Source organism: Streptomyces sp. NBC_00096 (genome assembly GCF_045041305.1).
GTDB lineage: Bacteria > Actinomycetota > Actinomycetes > Streptomycetales > Streptomycetaceae > Streptomyces.
Genome location: NZ_CP108221.1, coordinates 629418 through 651434 on the forward strand (window position 1 = coordinate 629418; position 22017 = coordinate 651434).

Genomic DNA, 22017 nt, shown 5'->3' on the forward strand with positions numbered 1-22017 from the left:
CGGCAGACGCCGCCGGGCGTCCGGGGGTTGCTCCCGTTCGTTTCGCCGGCTCGGTCCGCCGGCCCGCCGCGGTCAGAGCCGCCTCCTGGCGCTCTGGCGCGAGATGGTCCGCGCGTCGAGGCCGGAGAGGCCGCGGACGGCCACGTACGCCTTCTCGTGCGTCGGCAGCGAGACCCGGCCGCGGAGTACGGCCCCGGGCTCGCGCTCGATGCGGTCCAGGAGGCGCCGGTAGATGCCGGCCATGGCCGCGACGCAGGCGCCGCTGCGCCGGTCGAGCATGGGCAGCAGCCGGTAGCCCTCCACGAACAGGGCGCGGGCGCGGCGGACTTCGTGGTGCACGAGCCCGGCGAAGTCGGAGCCGGGGGGCATCCGCTCGCTCCGGAAGCCTTCGGAACAGCCGAACTTGGCAAGGTCCTCGGCGGGCAGGTAGGTGCGTCCGTTGCCCGCGTCCTCGCGGACGTCCCGCAGGATGTTGGTGAGTTGCAGGGCGAGGCCGAGGGTGTCGGCGTGCTCGCCGGCCCGCGCCGCGTCGTGCGCGCCGGACCCGGCGGAGTCCACGGTGCCGAACACGCCGAGCGAGAGCCGGCCGATGGCTCCGGCCACGCAGCGGCAGTACACCTTGAGGTCGTCCCAGGTCTCGTACGTCTCGCCGCGCACGTCCATCAGGACGCCGTCGATGAGCTCGTCGAGTCCTTCGAGCGGGATCGGGAAGCGGCGCGAGGCGTGCGCGAGGGCGACGGCGACCGGGTCGGTGTCGTCCTCGTCGACCTCCTCGGCGCGGATCCGTCCGAGCAGGGTGCGGGTCTCCTCCAGCCGGGCCAGTTTGACCTCGGGCGGCAGGGTGCCGTCGCCGATGTCGTCGACCCGCCGGGAGAAGGCGTACAGGGCGGACATCGCCTGCCGCTTGTCGGTGGGCAGCAGCCGGATGCCGTAGGCGAAGTTGCGCGCCTGCGAACCGGTGACGGCCTCGCAGTAGCTGTAGGCGGCCGAGATCGGTGCAGACATCGCGGCCGGTGCGGACAGCGCGGCCGGTGAAGACGTCGCGGTCGGTGAAGACGCCGACGCCGGTGCGGACGTCGACGCCGGTGCGGACATCGCTGTGGGCGCGTCCGGTTCGGACGCGTGTGCGGGGCCCTCCACGGTCGGGCTCACCCCTTTCTCGGCGCTGTGCGCAGGACGGCGGCCACCTCGCGGAGCAGGCCGCTCCTGGTGGGCCCGGGCGGGCCGGGCAGTACGTCGAAGCCGGCGGCGGTGACGGCTCGCAGGGCGGCGCGGCCGCCGCCCACGAAGCCCGCGAGCAGCAGTCGCAGCCTTCCGTGGACGCTGCCGACGAGCGGCAGGCCTTCGTTCAGGAGCTCCCGGGCGCGTTCGGCCTCGAAGGCGACCAGGGCGCGTACGGACGCTCCGGCGGACGGGGCCGCGAGGTCGGCCTCCGTCACGTGGAACCGGCGCATGTCCTCGGCCGGCAGGTAGATCCGGTCCCGGCCGAGGTCCTCGGCGACGTCCTGGAGGTGTTCGATGATCTGCAGGGCGGTGCAGACGGCGTCGGAGCGGCGGATCCGCTCGGGGGTGCTGGTGCCGGTCAGCTGGAGCACGAGGCGGCCCACCGGGTTGGCGGAGAGCTCGCAGTAGCCGAGGAGGTCGCCGTACGTCTCGTAGCGCGCGACCCGCTGGTCCTGGCGGTTGGCTCCGATGAGCGCGAGGAACGGCTCGGGGGTGAGCGCGTGGGCGCGTACGACGGGCTGCAGGGCCAGCATCAGGGGGTGGCGCGGGGGCCCGTCGGTCCCGCCGAAGACGCGCCGCAGGTCGGCTTCGAGGGCGTCGAGCATGGCGGGCCGGTCGTCCGCGGCGGCGGGGTCGAGGCCGAGCAGGACGGCGTCGCGGCCGCCCGGGGCGAGGTCGCCGTCGCCGATGTCGTCGACCAGGCGGGCGTATCCGTAGACGGCCATCAGGCCCTCGCGCCAGGCGCGGGGAAGGAAGACGGGGGCGACGGGGAAGTTCTCGGAGCGCGCCTTGCCGAGGGTGGCGCCCGTGTGGGCGAGGGAGGTGGCGGGGGCGTCGGGGAGCTCGTGCGGCCGGTGGCTGATGCCGTGCCCCGGGGTCACCGCCCGCCGCCCGGGGCGGGGACGGCCGTCGTGCCTGGGGGCCGGAGAATTCCCGTAGCCATTGCCGTCACATCTCCCGTTCTACACTGCCAACCCAATACATCCTATTTCGGACACGCCGCCGGGCTTTCACCGGGGCGGCCCAGGCTATTCACCTGCGGGGAATCGTCCCCTCTTGCCCGCGAATGAGGACTGGCCCAGCTTACGCTGTACAACGCCGCGACGGCTCGACGGGTATTCGCTCCGCCACCGAATGTCGCCCGCGTGCCGCCCGCGCGAAAGGGAGGCGCCCGGAGCGCCGGGCTCCGCACGGCATGCCGCGGCCCCCGCCGCCGGACGCGGTGGGGGCCGTCGGTGGGAATCCGTCAGCTGGTCGCCTTCTCGTACGCCGAGACGACTTCCTCGGTGGGGCCGTCCATCAGGAGTTCGCCCCGCTCCAGCCACAGCACCCGGTCACAGGTGTCGCGGATGGACTTGTTGTTGTGGCTCACCAGGAAAACGGTGCCGGCGCTCTTGCGCAGTTCCCGGATGCGCTCCTCGGAACGCACCTGGAACTTCCGGTCACCGGTGGCCAGCGCCTCGTCGATCATCAGGACGTCGTGGTCCTTCGCCGCGGCGATGGAGAAACGCAGACGCGCCGCCATGCCGGAGGAGTACGTGCGCATCGGCAGGGAGATGAAGTCCCCCTTCTCGTTGATGCCCGAGAAATCGACGATGTCCTCGTAGCGCTCCCTGATCTGCTCGCGGCTCATGCCCATCGCGAGACCGCCGAGGACCACGTTGCGCTCACCCGTGAGGTCGTTCATCAGCGCCGCGTTGACGCCCAGCAGCGAGGGCTGGCCGTCGGTGTACACCTTGCCGGACTCGCAGGGCAGCAGACCCGCGATGGCGCGCAGCAGGGTGGACTTGCCGGAACCGTTGGAGCCGATCAGGCCGATGGCCTCGCCCCGGTACGCCGTGAAGGAGACTCCGCGCACGGCGTGGACCCGGCGCACGCCCGGTGCGTCGCCCTTGCCCCGGCGGACTATCTTGCTCAGCGCCGCCGTGGCACTGCCCTTGCCGGAGCTGCCGGTGTTGACGCGGTAGACGATGTGCACGTCGTCGGCGATGACGGTGGGGACGTGCCCCCGGTTGTTCTCAGCCACGGCCGTAACGCTCCTCAGCCTTCCAGAAGTACACGAAGCCGCCGAGGCCGAACAGGACGGCCCAGCCGACGGCGAAGGCCCAGACGTGCGGCGGCAGGTTCTCCCGGCCGTACCCGTCGATCAGCGCGAAGCGGATCAGGTCCATGTAGATCGCGGCCGGATTCCACTGGAGCACCTCCCCGATCCACTGGGGCTTGTCCTTGAGCATCTCGCTGATCGAGAACATGACGCCGGAGGCGTACATCCACGTGCGCGTGACGAACGGCATCAGCTGCGCGAGGTCGGGGGTCTTGGACCCCATCCGCGCGAAGACCAGGGCGAGGCCGGTGTTGAAGGCGAACTGGAGGATCAGCGCCGGGACCACCAGCAGCCAGGACAGGCTGGGGTAGTTCCCGAAGCCGATCGCGACCACGAAGACGACGATCATCGAGAACAGCAGCTGCTGGAGCTGCTGCAGCGAGAAGGAGATCGGCAGCGAGGCGCGCGGGAAGTGCAGGGCGCGGACCAGGCCGATGTTGCCCGGGATCGCTCTGACACCCGCCATCAGCGAGCTCTGGGTGAAGGTGAAGACGAAGACGCCGATCACCAGGAAGGGGATGTAGTCGTGCTTGTGGATCCCCTTGCCGGCGTTCAGGATCAGCCCGAAGATCAGGTAGTAGACCAGCGCGTTCAGCAGTGGGGTCGCCACCTGCCAGATCTGGCCGAGCTTCGCCTCGCTGTACTGGGCTACCAGCTTCGCGCGGGAGAAGGCCAGGATGAAGTGGCGCCGGTCCCAGAGCTGGCGCGTGTACTCGGCCAGTGTGGGCCGGGCTCCGCTGACGGACAGGCCGTACTTCCCGGCGAGCTCCGCGGGGCTCAGCCCCGCGTCTTCGGACGGCGGCTTGCTCGTGGCGAGGGCGCCGTCCTGGGTTGTGTCACTCACAAGATGAAACTTTCCGTCTTCATGATGCGGCAGAAGGTGGCATCGGGCCTGAGTCGATCGGAACGTGATCGCGCCATGGTCTCAGACCCGAACGGGTCAGATGACAGGTGGTCGGCCCAGCCGGGTCAGCCGCCAGACCGTACGCCATCTCATGGGGCGCCGGGGACCGCAGGAGGTGGTCCAGCCCTCCTTGAACCCCCCGAACCAGGCCTTGAGCGCCGGCCCCGAGGGCCTGCGCAGGAGCGTCAGCAGAAGCCAGACGCCCACGTAGACCGGGACCAGCGGGGCGGGCAGGTTGCGGCGGGCGAGCCATACCCGGTTGCGGGCCACCATACGGTGGTAGACCGCGTGGCGGGAGGGGGCCGTGGTGGGGTGCAGGAGCACCATGTCCGCCCGGTAGTCGATCAGCCACCCGGCGTCGAGCGCCCGCCAGGCCAGATCGGTCTCCTCGTGCGCGTAGAAGAACTCCCCCGGTAGGTTTCCCACCTGCTCGAACACCGTCGAGCGGACGGCGTTCGCGCCGCCCAGGAAGGTGGTCACGCGCGAGGAGCGCATCGGGTCGGCGGCCCGCAGCCGGGGCACGTGACGGCGCTGGGTCGCACCGGTCTCGGGGTCGGCGATCCGGAAGCTGATGATCCCGAGCTCCGGGTCCTCGCCGAAGGCCTGCCGGCACAGCTCGGCGGTGTCGGTGCGCTCCAGCAGCCCGTCGTCGTCGAGGAAGAGCAGGGCGTCCACGTCGAAGCCCGCGCCGTCGCCGGAGCGGAACGCCTCGATGCCGACGTTGCGGCCGCCGGGGATGCCCAGGTTCTCGGGCAGTGCCACGGTGCGCACGCCCGCCGCCGGGTCGGCGAGGCCGGTGAGCGGTACGCCCTGGCCCACGACGACCACCTCGACCGGGGCGCCGTCCTGCCGGGCCACCGAGTCGAGGAGCGCCTTGAGCTCGTCGGGGCGGTTGCCCATGGTGATGATGACGGCGCCGAGCCGCAGCGGCGTCGTCACTTGAGCCTGCTGGAGGCGAGGACGGACACCAGGTGCAGCAGCGTCTGGAGCAGCGCGATGCCGGCCAGCACGGCGACGCCGAGCCGGGAGAAGTACAGGTCGCCGCGGACCTGGTCCAGGACCGCCAGCACCAGGATGAGCAGGGACGCCTCGATGCCGAGGATCAGCCGGTGGAACTTGAGCGCCGCGGCGGCCCGGCGGGCGAGCGCCATCCCGGACGAGCGCGGTTCGGACGCGGCTTCCTTGACCGGCTCCTTGCCCACCTGGTGGCGGGCCACGCCGACCAGGTCGGTCTCGGCCTTGATCAGGATCGCGCCGAGCGCCGCCAGGGTGCCCAGGAAAGCCCACAGCCAGTCGATCCGCCCGCTGCCCCACAGGTCCGAGGCGCGCAGGCCGAAGCCGACCAGGACCGCCGCGTCGCACAGGTAGGCGCCGACCCGGTCCAGGTACACGCCGGAGAGCGAGAACTGCTTCTTCCAGCGGGCCACCTCTCCGTCGACGCAGTCGAGCAGCAGGTACATCTGGACCGCCACCACGCCGAGGACGGCGCCCCAGACGCCCGGCACCAGCAGGGCCGGGGCCGCGAGCACGCCGGCGATGGTCATCACGTAGGTCAGCTGGTTCGGCGTGACCTTGGTGGTGACCAGGACCCGGGTGATGCGCAGGGAGATCTCGCGCATGTAGAGGCGTCCGCCCCAGTGCTCGCCACTGCGCCGGTCCTTGACGCCCGGCGGGTGAACGACGGGCCGGAGTTCAGCTACGGATGGTCTTGGCATAGTCGGCGTAAGCGTCCCTGATCTCGGCTGCGGACAAGTTGAGGTGCTCCAGGATCGTGAAACGTCCCGGGCGGGTCTGGGGGGCGTACTCGACGGCCGCGACGAACTCGTCGACGCTGAAGCCGATCTCCTCGGGGAGGACGGGCAGGCCGTGCCGGCTCAGCACCTCGACGAAGAGCCCGGACTGCTCCTGGGCCCCGCGCAGGTGCATGGCGAAGGCGGCGCCGATGCCGACCTGCTCGCCGTGGAGCGCGGAGCGTCCCGGGTAGAGCAGGTCGAAGGCGTGGCTGATCTCGTGGCAGGCGCCCGAGGCGGGGCGGGTGTCACCGCTGATCGACATGGCGATGCCGGTGAGGACGAGTGCCTCGGAGAGCACCGTGAGGAACTCGTCGTCGCCGCATCCGCCGGGGTGGCGCAGTACGGACTGGCCCGCGGTGCGGGCCATCGCGGCCGCCAGGCCGTCCACGGCCTCACCGGTGATCTCGTGCGAGAGCTCCCAGTCGGCGATGGCCGAGATGTTGGAGAGCGCGTCGCCGATGCCCGAGCGGACGAACCGCACCGGGGCGTCGCGGATCACGTCGAGGTCGATCACCATGGCGATCGGCGTGGGGACGCCGTAGGAGCCGCGGCCGTTGTCGTTGTCCAGGGTGGCGACCGGCGAGCAGATCCCGTCGTGCGCCAGGTTGGTGGCGACGGCCACCATGGGCAGCCCGACCCGCGCCGCGGCGTACTTCGCCACGTCGATGATCTTGCCGCCGCCCAGGCCCACGACCGCGTCGTAGCGGCGGCCCTTTATGTCGTCGGCCAGCTTGACCGCCGAGTCGATGGTCCCGTCGACGACGGGGTACCAGTCGGCGTGCGGCAGTACGGGCTCCAGCTTGGCGCGCAGCGCCACGCCGGAGCCTCCGCTGATCGCGATGGCCAGCTTGCCGGAGGCGGAGATCCGCTGGTCGGCCAGGAGGCCGGCCAGGTCGTCCATCGCCCCGCGACTGATGTCGACGACGAGGGGCGAGGGGATCAGCCTCGTCAGTACTGGCATGCGATCGTCCGGCCCTTGGCGAGGTCGTCGTGGTTGTCGATCTCGACCCACTTGACGTCACCGATGGGAGCCACGTCGATGGTGAAGCCGTCGTTGACGAGCTGCTGGTAGCCGTCCTCGTAGTAGAGGTCGGGGTCGCGCTCGAAGGTGGTCTTCAGGGCCTCGGCCAGCGCCTCGGCGGCCTCCGGCTCGATCAGGGTGACACCGATGTACTCGCCGGTGGCGGTGGCCGGGTCCATCAGCTTGGTGATCCGCCGGACGCCCTTCTCACCGTCGACGATGACCTTCATCTCCTCGTCGGCCAGCTGCTTGACCGTGTCGAGGGCGAGGATGATCTGCCGGCCCTCGCCGCGGGCGGCGAGGAGGGTCTTCTCGACCGAGACGGGGTGGACGGTGTCGCCGTTGGCGAGGATCACACCCTGCTTGAGGACCTCACGCGCGCACCACAGGGAGTAGGCGTTGTTCCACTCCTCGGCCTTGTCGTTGTCGATCAGCGTGATCTTGACGCCGTACTTGGCCTCCAGGGCCTCCCGGCGCTCGTACACGGCCTCCTTGCGGTAGCCGACGACGACGGCGACCTCGGTCAGGCCGACCTCGGCGAAGTTGCCGAGCGTCAGGTCGAGGACCGTGATGCTCTCCTCGTCGCCTTCGGGGCCGACGGGCACGAGGGCCTTGGGCAGGGTGTCGGTGTAGGGACGCAGGCGGCGTCCGGCACCGGCAGCGAGGACGAGGCCGATCATGCTGGTTCTCCTTCGTCATGTACGGCGGGTGCCCCGGAGGAAACCCAGAAGCGGATGCTCTCCACGAGCACCACGAGTGCCACGAACACGGCCAGGGCCGTGAGCGCGACGGGGAAGTCTGCGGCGCGCGACGCCAGGATCCGGGCCAGGACCGCGGTCAGCAGCACCCGGCCCTCGTGCCCGCCGGTCGCCCGCACCAGCCAGTGCGGGGGCGCGCCGGTGCCACCGCGGATGCGGTAGACCGTGTCGTAGTGATGGTAGGCGACCGCCGCGACCAGTCCGAATGCCGCCGGAAGGGCTCCGGGGACGTCCGCCTTGACGGCGAGGATCAGCACGGTGGTGTACTCGGCGGCCCGGAACAGCGGCGGGATCAGCCAGTCGAGGGCGCCCTTGAGGGGTGCGGCGACGGCGATGCCGGCGGCCATGACGTAGATCACCGCGACGGGGATCAGCCGCACGTCGCCGAACGGCAGGTACAGGGCGGCGCCGACCAGCAGCAGCGTGCCCAGGGCCGCGACGTACGCGCGGCCCCCGGCTCCGGCGCGGCCGCGCAGCATCCGGGCCTGGAGCTCGGCGAGCGGACCCGAATCGGCGAGGTCGGCGAGGGCCTGGGCGGCCCGGTCGGTACGGGTCGCCTTGCGGGTCAGGGAGCGCAGGACCCGGCCGGCGGTGGTGTAGAGCGCGCCGAAGGCGCAGCCGACGAGCAGGGCGTAGAAGACGATCCGGGGTGTGGTCAGGGCCGTCAGCACCGCGATCATGGCCCAGCGCTCGCCGATCGGGAGGATGATCATCCGACGCACCCAGACCGTCCAGCCGACGCTGTCGAGCTTGTCGGACAGGGCCGCGGTGGGGCTCGTATTGGCCGTGGCGTCGTGGTTGGCCTCGTTGAAGGCGAAGTCCACGACGTGGCGGCAGGTCATCAGGATCATGGAGCCCAGGGCCAGGGCCCAGACGTCGTCCCCGTTCCTGGCCGCGCCGAGCGCGAGGCCCGCGTAGAAGGAGTACTCCTTCGCGCGGTCGAAGGTGGCGTCGAGCCAGGCGCCCATCGTCGAGTACTGGAGCGAGTAGCGGGCGAGCTGCCCGTCCGTGCAGTCCAGTACGAAGGAGACGAGGAGCAGCACACCGGCCGCCACGTAGCCCCAGCGGTCGCCGGTGGCGGCGCAGCCGGCCGCGATCAGCGCGGTGATCAGGGAGGCGGTCGTGACCTGGTTGGGGGTCAGGCCGCGGCGCGCGCACCAGCGGGCGATGTAGCGCGAGTACGGGCTGATGAAGAAGGTGGTGAAGAACCCGTCGCGGGACTTCACGGCGGTGCGCAGGCGTACGGCCTCGTCGTCGACGGCGGCCACCGCCACGACCGCCGTGTCCCGCTCGGCGGCGGTCCGGGGGACCGCGGCCACGAGGGTGCCCAGCTCGGGGCGGTGGACGGGGGTGCCGGCCGCCTCGACGGCGGCGGAGAGCCGGTCGGGGTACGGGCCGCTGCCCGCGGGGGCGGACGCGTCGAGCGCGGCGGCCCGGTCCAGGGCCGCGCGTGCGCCCGGCTGGACGGCGAAGGCCCCGGTGACGGCGCAGGCGTCGAAGCGCGGGTCGGTCAGGGCGAGGCGCAGCGCGTGCACGTGCCCGACGAACTCCCCGTCCACGACGGCCACCCGCTGGTCGGCGGGTACGAGCGCCAGTGCGGCGGCGGTGTCCGACGGGGTGGCGGCGGGGCGGACGTCGAAGCCGAGGGAGCGCAGCTCGTCGGTGAGCGCTGATCCGGGCACCGGCAGGCCGGTAAGGATGACGGTCGGCAGACGAACTCACTCCTTGCACGAACACGGGAAACGCGCACGCCCGATGGGGCGGCGGCACGTCGGCAGAGGCTATCGGATGAACGGAAGCAGGGGTTCACCACCTGTTTACGCCCCGATAAGCCGAAAATCATGAGGCAGTGGGCCCCGTTCCGATCATCATTCACGATGAGAAGGAGCGATCACAAACCGCCCCGGCCTCGGCTGCTGTTAGCCTGGTCGCAGACGCGTACGAGTGCCGTAAAAGCGTCTTAATCGCCCGAATGTCACGGAACAGAGAAAGAGGTGGGGTTGATGACCGTCGCAGGCTTCGCCGCCCAGCGCAGCGAACTCCGGTACATCCCCCTCTCCTTCCGGGCGTCCGGCCGGGCCTGATCGGCCCCGGATCGGCCGGAGCCCCCTCTCAAGGGTTCACGTTGACCGATCACATCGAAAACACGGATATCGCGGGTAACGCGGGTATCGCCGACAACAGCGGCAACTCGCACACCACCGACTTCAGCACGCAGGGCGAGCTGTTCTTCGAGGCGTTCTTCGAGCTGCACCGCGGCCTGCCCCGGCAGTCCCCCGGTTCGGACGCGACCACCCGCCACCTGCTGTCCCTGTGCGGACCGCTGCCCGAGCGGCCGCGCGTCCTGGACCTGGGCTGCGGTCCGGGTCCCTCCGCCCTGCTGCTCGCCGCCGAGGCGGGAAGCCGGGGCGCCGAGGTCACCGCCGTCGATCTGAACGACGGCTTCCTCGACGAGCTCCGTACGGCCGCCGTGGCCCGCGGGCTCGCCGGCCGCGTCCACGCCGTCAAGGCGGACATGGGCGCCCTCCCCTATCAGGATGGTTCCTTCGACCTCGTATGGGCCGAGGGTTCCGCCTACAACATCGGCTTCGCCACCGCGCTCGCACGGTGGAAGCGGCTCCTCGCCCCCGGCGGCACCCTGGTGCTGAGCGAGTGCGAATGGACGGTCGCCGAGCCCTCCGCCGGGGTCCGCGCCTTCTGGGACCCGCACTACGCGCTGCGCTCCACCGCCCGGAACCTGGCCGCCGTCCAGGCCGCCGGGTACCAGGTGCTCGCCGTCCACCGGCAGCCCGACACCGACTGGGCCGCCTACTACGGCCCGCTCGGCGAGCGGGCGGCCCGGGCGCCGGAGCCCTCGGGTCCGCAGGCCGCGGCCGCGCTGGGCTTCGTACGCGAGGAGGTCGCCGTACGGGAGCGGCACGGGCACGAGTACGGGTACACGGCCTACGTCCTGCGCCCGGTGACGGCCGGGGACGGCGGCGCCTGGCCCGTCCGCCCCGAGGGCGCGGGGGACGCGGCCGCCGTGCACGCGCTGAACGCGGCCGCCTTCGGGACCCCGGCCGAAGCGGACCTCGTGGACGCGCTGCGCGACGACGCCTCCTGGCTGCCCGGCCTCTCCTGCGTGGCCGAGGGCCCGGACGGGTCGCTCGCGGCGCACGCCCTGCTGACCCGGTGCGAGGTGGACGGGGCGCCGGCCCTGGCGCTCGCACCGGTGGCCGTTGACCCCGCCGTCCAGCGCTCGGGCGCCGGCAGCGCGGTCGTACGGGCGCTGCTCGCGGCCGCCGCGGAGCGCGGGGAGAAGCTGGTGCTCGTCCTGGGGCATCCCGCGTACTACGCGCGCTTCGGTTTCGCGCCGGCCTCGCATTTCGGGATCCGGGCGCCTTTCGACGTACTCGACGAGGCGATGATGGCGCTGGTCCTCGACGATTCCGCGCCCGTCCCGGCGGGCACCATCAAGTACCCGGCCCCTTTCGGAGTCTGATCGGAGTCCTGCGCGCGCTCGAGCGAGCTCGAGTGAAGTGAAGGAAGCGAAGGACGCGAAGGACGCGAATGGTCTGCCCTCCGCCGCTTATCACGCGGCGGGGGGCAGACATGCGCGGATCACCGAAGTGCGGACAAACCTCTTTTGTACGGCAGACTGAAGGTCGAAGTCCGAAGCGAAGGATGGGTATGCCGACCACACCAGCCACCGCCGCGAACAGCGCGACCACCGGCACCGGTACGCAAGAGCCGATCATGCTCGAACTGGTCGACGAGTCCGGCAACACCATCGGCACGGCGGAGAAGCTCTCCGCCCATCAGGCGCCCGGTCAGCTGCACCGGGCGTTCTCCGTGTTCCTCTTCGACGAGCAGGGCCGGCTGCTGCTCCAGCAGCGCGCCCTCGGGAAGTACCACTCCCCCGGCGTCTGGTCGAACACGTGTTGCGGTCACCCCTATCCCGGGGAGTCGCCGTTCGCGGCCGCGGCCCGGCGGACCCACGAGGAGCTGGGGCTGTCGCCCTCACTGCTCGCGGAGGCGGGGACGGTGCGCTACAACCACCCGGACCCGGCTTCGGGGCTGGTGGAGCAGGAGTACAACCACCTGTTCGTGGGACTCGCGCAGGCGGCGCTGCGGCCGGATCCGGAGGAGATCGCGGACACGGCCTTCGTGACCGCCGAGGAACTGGTGAAGCGGAACGCCGAGGTGCCGTTCTCGGCCTGGTTCATGACCGTGCTGGACGCGGCCCGGCCCGCGATCCGCGAGCTCACGGGTGACGCGGCGGGCTGGTAGCCGGTACGCCGGAAGGTCCACGTGCCGGTGAGGTCCACGTGCCGGGAGGTCCAAGCGCCGGGAGGTCCAAGCGCCTGGCGGGATGCCGCGCACGGGAAGCCGGTACGCCGGCGCGTTCGGGCTCCTCAGACCGCGGAGGTCGGGGTGGCGGCCGGTGAGGTGGCCGCCCCGGTGAGCGGCAGGGCCGCCCAGATCACCTTGCCGCCCGTCGAGGTGTGCTCCACGTCGCAGACCCCGCCGGCCTCGAGCGTGATCTCCCTGACGAGGAGGAGGCCCCGGCCGCCGGTCTGACCGAAATCGGCCTCCAGCGCCTTCGGGCGGTACGGGTGGTTGTCCTCGACCGCCACCCGTACCCACTCCCGGCCGATGGCGACCTCGACCGCGACCTCCGGCGAGAGCACGGCCGCGTGCCGGACCGAGTTCGTCACCAGTTCGGAGACGATCAGCAGCAGGGAGTAGACCAGGTCCCGGTCCGCCGGCACCTCCTGGCGGCCGAGCAGGTCCCGGACCGCACGGCGGGCCTGCGGAACGGATTCTTCTACGGCGGGAGCCGTGAATCGCCACACTCCCTCATAGGCGAGGGGGGCGGCCGCGACCTCCGGCTCGGCCCCCTTGACTGGCGGGACGCTCCCGCTGACATCCATTTCCCGGCCCCCGTCTTCACGCTCGATCGTCTGCACACGTCAAGAGTGGGGACCACAGGGCTCCGGCCCGGACCACTGACCAGAAGTCAGCATCAATCGGACACTTTTTGACCGCTGGCGTATGACAGAGTCAGTTGTTCGACCGTTCCTGATCTTCTGGAGGCCGGTTCCCGGCCGCCTCGCGCGGCTCGGTCACGGCGTCCGCCGTCCCTCCCGGCGTCACCGCAACCTCATCCTCCCTGACCAAGCCCAGGATGCGACGGGCTCCCATGCCCACCGCGATCAGACTCAGACCGTCGAACAGCAGCGCGAGGGAGAAGAACGCTCCGATCACGTACAGACTGCTGCCGGGCCAGTTGGCGAGGATCAGCAGGCCCAGCAGGATGCCGAAGGCGCCCTGGACGAGGGTCAGCCCGAGGTGGGCGCCGCGCACCACGACGGCGCCGGCCAGCCGGAACACCCCGCCGGTGAGGAACAGCAGCGCGGCGAACATGGTCAGCGCCTCGGCGCTCGCCTCGGGGCGGCGCAGGATCACGAAACCCGCCGCGATGTTGATCGCGGCGACGATGACGGCGAGCCAGAAGTAGTTGCTCTTGCGGGACTGGATCGCCTGGAGCAGGCCCACGCATCCGCCGGCCAGCAGGAGCCAGCCGAAGAGGAACATCGTGGTCAGGGTGGCGACGCCGGTGTAGACGAGGCCCACCAGCCCGGCCAGCACCAGGAGCACCCCGAGCAGGGCCATCACCCCGAAGCTGCGGCTGACCTTCTTCTTGTCGTCCTTCATGTCCCGGGGACCGGTACGGTCCGCACGCTCGGCACGGTCTGCGCCCATGGACGCGCCACCTTTCAGCACCCCCCGGACGGACTTCCCGACTGCCGGTCCGCCAACCTGGCGGGTACCGGTTCTTTTGATCATAGGTTTGACCGTCCGGGATAGCATCCGGCGCATGGACGCAGCCCTCCTCTCCTCCGTCGCCGACGGGGTCGCCACCGTCGTGATCTCGCACCCCGCCAAGCGCAACGCCATGACGGCGTCGATGTGGCGCGGCCTGCCGGAGCTGCTGGCCGGGCTCGCGGCCGATCCCGCCGTACGGGTGCTGGTGCTGACGGGAGCCGGCGGGACGTTCTGCGCGGGGGCCGACATCTCCACCCTGACCGGGGACGACGACCCGCAGGCCCTGTCCGTGGCGGCGGAGGAGGCGCTCGCCGCCTTCCCCAAGCCCACGCTCGCCGCGATCCGCGGTTTCTGCGTGGGCGGCGGGAGCCAGCTCGCCGCCGCCTGCGATCTGCGCTTCGCTGAGGAGGGGGCGTCGTTCGGCGTGACCCCGGCGAAGCTGGGCATCGTGTACCCGGCCTCCTCCACCCGGAGACTGGCCTCCCTGGTGGGCCCGTCGGCCGCCAAGTACCTGCTCTTCTCAGCGGAGTTGATCGACGCGGAACGGGCACTGCGCACGGGCCTGCTGGACGAGCTGCTGCCGGTCGGCCAACTGACCAAACGGGTGGCCGAGTTCACGCGGATCCTGGCCACCCGCTCGCAGCTCACCCAGGCCTCCGCTAAGGAGTTCGCGGACGGTCGCACGGACCGGGACGCCCACTGGGCGGCCCAGGCCGCCGGAAGCGGCGACATCGCGGAGGGTGTCGCCGCGTTCCTGGAGCGGCGCGCGCCCGCCTTTACCTGGACTCCGCCGCAGGGGTGAACTCGCGCAGCCGCGCGACGATTTCGGCGGGCGCCTTCTCCGGGGAACCGGCGTCGTAGGGCGGCTGCGGATCGTACTCGGTCATCAGCTGCACGGTCTGCGCGAACTCGTCCCCGGCGATGCGGCCGAGCAGGGCGAGCCCCATGTCGATCCCCGAGGACACCCCGGCCGCCGTCACGTACTTCCCGTCGAAGACCACCCGCTCCCCGGTGGGCTCCGCTCCGTACGGAGGCAGGCGGTCCAGGTACAGCCAGTGACTGGTGGCCCGCCGCCCGTCGAGCAGCCCCGCGGCGGCGAGCAGCGTCGAGCCGGTGCAGACGGAAGTGGTCCAGGTGGTGGTGGCGTCGACGGTGCGCAGCCAGTCGAGGACGACGGGGTTCTTCATCTCCGCGTCGGAGGACGGCCCTCCGGGCACGATGAGGATGTCGGCCCGCGCCACCTCGTCGAGCCCCTTCTCCGCGACGAGCGCGAGCAGCCCGTTGTCGTTGCGCACGGGCCCCGGCCGCTCGGACACGAAGACGATCTCGGCACCCGGAAGCCGGCCGAGGGTGTCGAAGGGTCCGACGGCGTCGAGGGCGGTGAACCCGTCGTAGAGCAGTACGGCGATCTGCATGGCTCCTCCGGAGCGGTTGGCGGGGTGTCGGGCTGTGTGGATGCCGGGCTGCCAGGGTGTTTGGCTGCCGGGGTGTTCGGCTGCCGGGCCGCCGGGCTCGGGACGGTCCGGGACCGGTACCCCGGACGGGGTGCGGGAGCGGTCCTGCGGGACGGAGCCTGGGGGGCGGTCGACGGGGCGGGGCCTCGGGGCGTGCGGCGGCGGGGCGAGCCCGATGAGCGTGTGGTCGGCGGGCGGAGTTGTGGGGCATTTGGTCGGCGGGCTGTCTCAGGAGTGTTCGTGGGGGGTGCCGAAGCGGCGGCGGTATTCGGCTGGGGATTGGCCCAGGGTCTTCACGAACGCCCGGCGCAGGGCCTCCGGGTTGCCGTAGCCGCAGGCCCGGGAGATCTGGGCGACGCCTTCGCCGCCCTCCTCCAGGAGCCGCCGCGCGTGTTCCACCCGGACCCGCTCCACGTACCGCCCCGGTGTCACCCCGGTCTCCGCCTGGAAAGACCGCGCGAAGTGCCGTGGCGACAGCGCGGCCCGCGCCGCCAGCGCGTCCACGCTCAGGTCCTCCCCCGGGTGCTCGGTGATCCAGTGCTGCACGTCCCGCAGCGGCTCCCGCCGCGCCGTCTGCGTCGCGAGCTGCACGCTGAACTGCGCCTGGTTCCCGGGCCGCCGCAGGAAGACCACCAGATGGCGCGCCACGGACAGCGCGAGCTGCCTCCCGTGGTCCTCCTCCACCAGCGCCAGCGCCAGGTCGATGCCGGCCGTGACCCCGGCCGAGGTCGCCACCGGGCCGTCCCGGACGTAGATCGGGTCGGGTTCGACCGTGACGGCCGGGTAGTCCCGGGCCATCCGCTCACACACGTACCAGTGCGTCGTCGCGCGCCGCCCGTCCAGCAGCCCGGCCTCGGCCAGCAGCAAACCTCCGGTGCAGACCGAGACCAGGCGCTCCGCGCGACCCCCGTGCGCCCGGAGCCAGTCGGTGAGCCTCGGCTCGAAGTCCCCCGTGTACCGGCCCCCGGGCACCAGCAGAGTGGTCCCGGCGCCCGGGCGCTCGCTCTCCAGGTCCCCGTCCGTGACCAGCCCCAGCCCGCTGCTCGCACGGACCGGAGCGCCGCCCAGGGAGACGGTCCGCAGGACGTAACGCGCCGGTCCGGGGTGGCGGTCGGCGCCGGAGAACACCTCCATCGGCCCCGTGACATCCAGGCTCTGCACACCGTCGTAGAGGAGGACGAGCACGTTTCGAGGCGACATGACCTCATCGTGTGACACCGCGCCCCATGGCCGCAATGACACGGATCCCTCCTATCCGGCCATTCCGCGGCCCGGATGCCCGACCTCACGCCCGGCACTGCCTCCGGCCTGGCGCCCAGCCCGACGCCCGGCCCACACCCAGCCCACCGGCCGGACTCACATCCGGAACGGTGTCCGTCCCCGCACCCACCACCGTGCCCGACCCCACGCCCAGCACCGTGCCCGACCCGACACCCACCACCATGCCCGACCCCACGCCCAGCGCACTGTCCGGACTCACGCCCGGCCTGGCCTCTGATCCCACGCCCGCCACGGGGTCCAGCGCCACACCCAGCACAGGGCGCGACCTCACCCCCGGCCTGGGCTCCGACCTCGCACGACACAGTGACCGGCCCCGCGTCCGGCACGCACGCCCGGACTCACGTCGGCGCGGTGTCCGGTCCCACGTCCGCCCTGGCGTCCGGCCTCACCTTCCGTGCGTTGTCTGGCCTCATGCCCGGCGTCGTCTCCGCCCCACGTCCGGCCTGGCCTCGGGCCTCACCTCTGACCTGGCCTCAGGCCTCGTGTCCGGCCCGGTGTCCACACTCGTGTCCGGCACCATGACCGCCCCCACGCCGGGTGCAGTGTCCGGCCCCACATCCGGTCTGGCCCCGGTCTCACCGGCCGCACGGTGAGGCCAGAGCGCCCACCGGCACGACGCCTGGCGTACCGCCACCACCACCGTCCTCGCAGCAATGCGCAGCTTGTCACCCCAGCGGTGGGAGGCAGGGACGTCCGCAATGGCCAACCGGCGGCGACTGGGAATATCGCTGTCCGATCACCGGAGCACGGTGATAGACATCCGGCGTGGAAAAGAATCTTGAGTTCCCTGACCTGTTGCGACTGATCGATGAACGGTCGACCGCCTTCCGCGCCGTGGTCGCCGCCGCGCCCGGTCTCGACGCGCAGGTGCCGACCTGCCCCGGGTGGACGCTGTTCGATCTGGTGAAGCACCTGGGTGGGGGAGACCGTTTCTGGGCCGCCATCGTCGGCGCGGGGTCTGCCGACGCTCCCCCGGCCGAGGCCGTCGCCGCGCGCGCCGCGCTGGAAGTGCCGCAGGAGCGTGAGGACCTGCTGGACTGGCTGGACGCGTCGACGCAGCTTCTGCTGGGCGCCCTGCGCGCGGCGGGACCGGAGAGCGGTTGCTGGACGTGGTGGCCCGCGTCGCAGTCACCGCAGACCGCCGGCGGCACCGCCCGGCACCGGGTCCAGGAGACCGCGGTGCACACCTACGACGCCCAGCTCGCCGGGGGCTCCCCGCAGCCGCTGCCGGTCGAGCTGGCACTCGACGGTGTGGAGGAGTTCCTGTTCACCGTCTGCGCAACGCCGAGTGCCTGGCCGCACAAGCCCACGGCCTTCGACTTCCACGCCGCCGAGGGCCGCTCCTGGCGCCTCACCGTCGACGGCGACGGCGCACGCATCACCCGCATCCCCGCGCCCACCGCCGCGCCCGGCGAAGTCTCGGACGCAGCCGGCGCCTCCGTCCACGGCACGGCCGGTGAGCTGGTCCTCTACCTGTACGACCGGATCCAGGCCGACTCCTTGCACGTTGACGGAGACGCAGGGCTGCTCGACCTGCTCCGCGCCTGGGAGCCGGAGGAGAAGTAGGACGTAGCGGGGGCGGTTGGCCGCGCCACGAGCCGGTAGGACACGACTCATGCCCGGCCCGACGCCCGGCCCGGCCCGGCGCCCGGCCCGGCCCGACGCCTGGACCGCGCCCGGCCCGCGGCCATACGTCCTGCACCGTGCGCGACCCCGCCCCCGGTGCGGTGCCCGGGCCGGCGTCTAGCCTGGCGTTCCGCCTCGTGCCGTGGCGCCGCGCCGCGGTGCGCGTGTTCCGGGTCCGGCCTGCCCCGCCCACCCCGCCCCGCCCACCCCGCTCCGGAGCTCGTTCTGAATCCCCTCGCCGCCGCGTCCCTTTCCGCCGCCCTCCTCCTCGGAGTGCTGGCCTTCGCCGTTCTGCGTCCGCGCGGGCTGCCCGAGGCCGCCGCGGCCGTGCCCGCCGCCGGGCTGCTCGTCGTACTCGGTGTCGTACCGCCCGCCGACGCGTGGGCGCAGGTGCGCGAGCTGCTGCCGGTGGTCGGGTTCCTCGCGGTGATCCTGGCGCTGGCCCAGCTCTGCGCCGACGAGGGGCTCTTCCGGGCCGCCGGCGCCGCGGTGGCCCGGCGTGCGGCGGGGCGGGGGCCGGTGGCGCTGCTCGGCGGGGTGTTCGCCGTCGCATCGGTCGTCACGGCCGCGCTGAGCCTCGACGCGACGGTGGTGCTGCTGACCCCGGTGGTGCTGGCCACGGCCTCCCGGCTGGGGGCCCGGCCCCGGCCGCACGTCTACGCCACCGCGCACCTCGCCAACTCGGCCTCGCTCCTCCTGCCGGTCTCCAACCTCACGAACCTGCTCGCCTTCGCCGCGAGCGGCCTGTCCTTCACCCGCTTCGCGGCGCTGATGGCCTTGCCGTGGCTCGCCGCGATCGGGGTGGAGTACGCGGTCTTCCGCCGCTTCTTCCGCCGCGACCTGGCGGCGGCTCCGGAGCACGTCCCGGAGGCCGGGGAGCCCGCGCCGCTGCCCCGGTTCGCGGCCGCTGTGCTCGCGCTGACCCTGGCGGGCTTCGCCCTCGCCTCCTTCGCGGGGGCGAGCCCCGCATGGGCGGCGCTCGCGGGCGTGCTCGTCCTGGCCGTACGGGCGCTGCGGCGGCGCGAGACCACGCCGGTCCGGATCCTGGAGTCGGCCGCGCCGGCCTTCTGCCTGTTCGTGCTGGCGCTGGGGGTGGTGGTGCGGGCGGTCGTGGACCACGGACTCGGGGCCGGGCTGGAGCGGGTGACACCGGCCGGGGGTTCCCTGCCCGCGCTGCTCGCGGTGGCGGCCCTGGCCGCCGTACTGGCCAACCTGATCAACAACCTGCCCGCGGTGCTCGCCCTGCTCCCGGTGGCTTCGGCGGGTGGCGCGGGGCCGGTGCTGGCGGTGCTGATCGGGGTGAACATCGGGCCGAACCTCACCTACGCGGGATCGCTGGCCACGCTGCTGTGGCGGCGGATCCTGCACGCGGACGGGTACGGGGGCGTACGGCTCGGGGACTTCACCCGGCTCGGCCTCCTGACCACGGTCCCGGCACTCACGGCTGCGGTGACGGCCCTGTGGGCGGGCCTCCGCCTCTTCGGCACCTGAGCCCACCGGCCAACGCCAAGAGGGGCGGCCCTTGGGGCCGTCGGTGGGGAGTGACGGTGCCCGGTCGGCGGTTCAGGTGCCGGTCGGGTGCCTGCCCGTCCACGGGGCTCGGCCTATCGGGTCCCGGGGACGGAAGGCTGCTGTGGCGGGCGGGGGCGGGCCTGCTCGCAGGGGCCGGCCCGGGTCCTGTGGGCGGGGAGTGGTGGTGGGTAGGCGCAGCTTCGCCCGCAGGGCTCGGCCTGCGAGCGGGCCTCCGCCTACCTGCCACCCGAGCCCGCAGGCCGGGGCGCCACCACCCCCACCCGCGAGACCCGAAGGTCCAGCCGCCGCCACCCCACCCACGGGATCCGAAAGGCCGGACCCCGACGACGGGACTACGCCCACGCGCCACCCCAGCCCACAGGCTAGGCACACAACCCACCACCCATAGGCCCCGACCGGCCGGCCCCTGCGAGCGGGCCCGCACCCGCCCGCCACCTGGGCCCGTCGGCCAGACACCGCCGCCCCCACCCGCGAGATCCGAAGGCCGGACCCCGTGGACGGGCCCGTGCCCACCCGGCGCCTGAGCGCGCAGGCCGGGCACCACCACTCGCCGGGCGCCGGACTCCAAGGGCCGGACTCCAAGGGCCGGACCCGCCGGGAGGGCCGCCGCCTGCCCGCCGACGCCTCAGGCCGCCAGCCGGACGCCACCCCCCGCCCGCGGGGCCCCAGGGCCCCCGCCCGGCACCTGAGCCCGCCAGTCGGGCAGCGCCGCCCCCGCCCACAGGGCCGGCCCCGGCCCCGTGGGCGGGCCTCCACCGGCCCGGCGTCCGCGCCCGTCCGCCGGGGTGCCGCCGCTGCCCGGCCCCGGGACCCGGAGGGCCGGGGCGCGGATAGGATCGGCAGATCATGACTGCAACCCTCGTCGCCAAGAAGCTCACCGCCGCGCACGGTGAGCGCACGCTCTTCGCCGATCTCGACCTCGTCGTCGCGCCCGGCGACGTCATCGGCCTCGTCGGCGTCAACGGCGCCGGGAAGTCGACCCTGCTGCGGCTGCTCGCCGGGCTGGACGCTCCCGAGACCGGTGAGCTGCGCCTGTCCCCGCCCACCGCCGCCGTCGGGCACCTCCCGCAGGAGCCCGAGCGGCGCCCCGGCGAGTCGATCCGCGAGTTCCTGGCGCGGCGTACCGGCGTGGCGGCGGCGCAGGCCGCGCTCGACGCGGCGACGCAGGGGCTGGTGGACGGCACTCCGGGTGCGGACGACGCGTACGCGGAGACCCTCGACCAGTGGCTGAACCTCGGCGGCGCCGACCTCGACGAGCGGGCCCAGGAGGTCGCCGACGACCTGGGGCTGGCGGTGGGGCTCGACCTGCCGATGACCGCGCTCTCCGGCGGCCAGGCCGCCCGCGCCGGGCTCGCCTCGCTCCTGCTGTCCCGGTACGACGTGTTCCTGCTCGACGAGCCGACCAACGACCTCGACCTCGACGGTCTGGAGCGCCTCGAGCAGTTCGTGAAGGGGCTGCGCGCCGGCACGGTGGTCATCAGCCACGACCGCGAGTTCCTCACGCGCACCGTCACCAAGGTCCTCGAACTGGACCTGGCCCAGCAGCAGATCAACCTCTACGGCGGCGGCTACGACGCCTACCTGGAGGAGCGCGAGCGGGCCCGCAACCACGCCCGTGAGGAGTACGACGAGTACGCCGACAAGCGGTCCTCGCTGGAGGACCGGGCCGCCATGCAGCGCGGCTGGATGGACAAGGGCGTCAAGAACGCCCGCCGCAAGGCCACCGACAACGACAAGATCGGCAAGAAGTTCCGCAGCGAGGCGAGCGAGAAGCAGGCCTCCAAGGCCCGCCAGACGCAGCGCGCGATCGAGCGGCTCGAAGTGGTCGACGAGCCGCGCAAGGAGTGGGAGCTGCGCATGGAGATCGCGGCGGCCCCGCGCTCCGGCTCCGTGGTCGCCACCCTGCGCGAAGCCTCCGTACGGCGCGGGGAGTTCGGCTTCGGCCCGGCCAGCCTGCAGATCGACTGGGCGGACCGGGTCGCCATCACCGGGGCCAACGGCGCCGGGAAGTCCACGCTGCTGGCCGTGCTCCTGGGCCGGCTGGCCCCGGACTCCGGCTCCGCCACCCTCGGTTCGGGGGTACGGGTCGGCGAAGTCGACCAGGCGCGTGGCCTGTTCCTCGGTGACGAGCCGCTCATCGACGCCTTCTGCGCGGCCGTGCCCGACACCGAGCCGGCCGAAGTCCGCACCCTGCTGGCCAAGTTCGGCCTGAAGGCGGCGCACGTGACCCGTCCGGCGGCGACCCTCTCCCCCGGCGAGCGCACCCGGGCGGCCCTGGCGCTGCTCCAGGGGCGCGGGGTGAACCTGCTGGTGCTGGACGAGCCCACCAACCACCTCGACCTTCCGGCGATCGAGCAGCTGGAGTCCGCCCTGGAGGCCTACGAGGGCACCCTGCTGCTGGTCACGCACGACCGCCGGATGCTCGACGCGGTCCACGTGACCCGCCGGCTGCGGGTCGAGGACGGCAAGGTCACCGAGCTCTGATCCCGGTCGGCGGGCGGCCGCCCCCAA

At 72.7% G+C, this 22017-nt stretch carries 19 protein-coding genes; 6 read left to right on the plus strand and 13 right to left on the minus strand.

From position 1 onward, the window contains the following. Positions 1-72: 72 nt before the first annotated feature. From hpnD to OG904_RS02895, 9 genes are all read right to left on the minus strand, one after another. On the minus strand, positions 73-1005 hold the full coding sequence (gene hpnD / locus OG904_RS02855) for a presqualene diphosphate synthase HpnD (protein ID WP_405487018.1): 933 nt from the start codon (positions 1003-1005) through the stop codon (positions 73-75). 143 nt (positions 1006-1148) lie between these two features. Next, positions 1149-2087: a squalene synthase HpnC gene (hpnC, locus tag OG904_RS02860; protein ID WP_405497714.1), complete on the minus strand. Its 939-nt coding sequence runs from the start codon at positions 2085-2087 to the stop codon at positions 1149-1151. Positions 2088-2470: 383 nt separating this feature from the next. Continuing rightward, entirely contained in the window at positions 2471-3250 is a 780-nt protein-coding gene (locus OG904_RS02865) for an ABC transporter ATP-binding protein (protein ID WP_405487020.1), read from the minus strand. Next, positions 3243-4172 (minus strand): ABC transporter permease, encoded by a 930-nt coding sequence (locus OG904_RS02870; RefSeq protein ID WP_405487022.1) that lies wholly within the window; start codon positions 4170-4172, stop codon positions 3243-3245. Before OG904_RS02870 ends, OG904_RS02865 begins: the two co-directional genes overlap by 8 nt. A gap of 96 nt (positions 4173-4268) precedes the next feature. Next, positions 4269-5132 carry a glycosyltransferase family 2 protein gene (locus OG904_RS02875; protein ID WP_405497716.1) on the minus strand — a complete coding sequence of 288 codons (864 nt, stop codon included), beginning with the start codon at positions 5130-5132 and terminating at the stop codon, positions 4269-4271. 35 nt (positions 5133-5167) lie between these two features. Continuing rightward, complete coding sequence (locus OG904_RS02880) at positions 5168-5947, minus strand: CDP-alcohol phosphatidyltransferase family protein (protein ID WP_405487024.1); 780 nt, start codon at positions 5945-5947, stop codon at positions 5168-5170. Beyond that, a complete protein-coding gene (locus tag OG904_RS02885; RefSeq protein ID WP_328301834.1) occupies positions 5925-6986 on the minus strand; it encodes an iron-containing alcohol dehydrogenase family protein in 1062 nt (353 codons plus the stop codon). The genes OG904_RS02880 and OG904_RS02885 overlap by 23 nt, the downstream gene beginning before the upstream one ends. Continuing rightward, the gene (locus OG904_RS02890; RefSeq protein WP_405487027.1) at positions 6974-7726 is read right to left on the minus strand and encodes a sugar phosphate nucleotidyltransferase; all 753 of its coding nucleotides are present in this window, start codon (positions 7724-7726) and stop codon (positions 6974-6976) included. The genes OG904_RS02885 and OG904_RS02890 overlap by 13 nt, the downstream gene beginning before the upstream one ends. Next, a complete protein-coding gene (locus OG904_RS02895) occupies positions 7723-9516 on the minus strand; it encodes a DUF5941 domain-containing protein (protein ID WP_405497718.1) in 1794 nt (597 codons plus the stop codon). Before OG904_RS02895 ends, OG904_RS02890 begins: the two co-directional genes overlap by 4 nt. A 512-nt stretch (positions 9517-10028) precedes the next feature. On the opposite strand from OG904_RS02895, the gene OG904_RS02900 reads away from it, so the two are divergent. Continuing rightward, positions 10029-11285 (plus strand): GNAT family N-acetyltransferase, encoded by a 1257-nt coding sequence (locus OG904_RS02900; protein ID WP_405497720.1) that lies wholly within the window; start codon positions 10029-10031, stop codon positions 11283-11285. Between the two features lie 188 nt (positions 11286-11473). Further along, a complete protein-coding gene (idi, locus tag OG904_RS02905; RefSeq protein ID WP_405487029.1) occupies positions 11474-12073 on the plus strand; it encodes an isopentenyl-diphosphate Delta-isomerase in 600 nt (199 codons plus the stop codon). A 125-nt stretch (positions 12074-12198) separates the two neighbouring features. On the opposite strand, the gene OG904_RS02910 is transcribed toward idi, so the two are convergent. Next, positions 12199-12717, minus strand: a complete 519-nt coding sequence (locus OG904_RS02910) for an ATP-binding protein (RefSeq protein ID WP_405487031.1) — start codon at positions 12715-12717, stop codon at positions 12199-12201. 130 nt (positions 12718-12847) lie between these two features. After that, positions 12848-13501: an HdeD family acid-resistance protein gene (locus OG904_RS02915; protein WP_405497722.1), complete on the minus strand. Its 654-nt coding sequence runs from the start codon at positions 13499-13501 to the stop codon at positions 12848-12850. A 163-nt stretch (positions 13502-13664) separates the two neighbouring features. On the opposite strand from OG904_RS02915, the gene OG904_RS02920 reads away from it, so the two are divergent. Beyond that, complete coding sequence (locus OG904_RS02920; protein ID WP_405487033.1) at positions 13665-14414, plus strand: enoyl-CoA hydratase/isomerase family protein; 750 nt, start codon at positions 13665-13667, stop codon at positions 14412-14414. Here OG904_RS02920 and OG904_RS02925 read toward each other — a convergent pair. Both OG904_RS02925 and OG904_RS02930 read right to left on the minus strand, forming a co-directional pair. Next, on the minus strand, positions 14389-15027 hold the full coding sequence (locus OG904_RS02925) for a DJ-1/PfpI family protein (protein ID WP_405487035.1): 639 nt from the start codon (positions 15025-15027) through the stop codon (positions 14389-14391). The genes OG904_RS02920 and OG904_RS02925 overlap by 26 nt on opposite strands. Positions 15028-15294: 267 nt before the next feature. Next, positions 15295-16266, minus strand: coding sequence for a GlxA family transcriptional regulator (locus OG904_RS02930; protein ID WP_405487037.1), 972 nt, complete (start codon positions 16264-16266; stop codon positions 15295-15297). An 846-nt stretch (positions 16267-17112) separates the two neighbouring features. On the opposite strand from OG904_RS02930, the gene OG904_RS02935 reads away from it, so the two are divergent. The 3 genes from OG904_RS02935 to OG904_RS02945 all read left to right on the plus strand — a co-directional run bounded on the left by OG904_RS02935 (position 17113) and on the right by OG904_RS02945 (position 21990). Beyond that, positions 17113-17913, plus strand: coding sequence for a maleylpyruvate isomerase family mycothiol-dependent enzyme (locus OG904_RS02935; protein ID WP_405487039.1), 801 nt, complete (start codon positions 17113-17115; stop codon positions 17911-17913). A gap of 285 nt (positions 17914-18198) precedes the next feature. Beyond that, positions 18199-19464: an SLC13 family permease gene (locus OG904_RS02940; protein WP_405497724.1), complete on the plus strand. Its 1266-nt coding sequence runs from the start codon at positions 18199-18201 to the stop codon at positions 19462-19464. A gap of 888 nt (positions 19465-20352) precedes the next feature. After that, a complete protein-coding gene (locus OG904_RS02945; protein WP_405487041.1) occupies positions 20353-21990 on the plus strand; it encodes an ABC-F family ATP-binding cassette domain-containing protein in 1638 nt (545 codons plus the stop codon). Positions 21991-22017 lie beyond the last annotated feature (27 nt).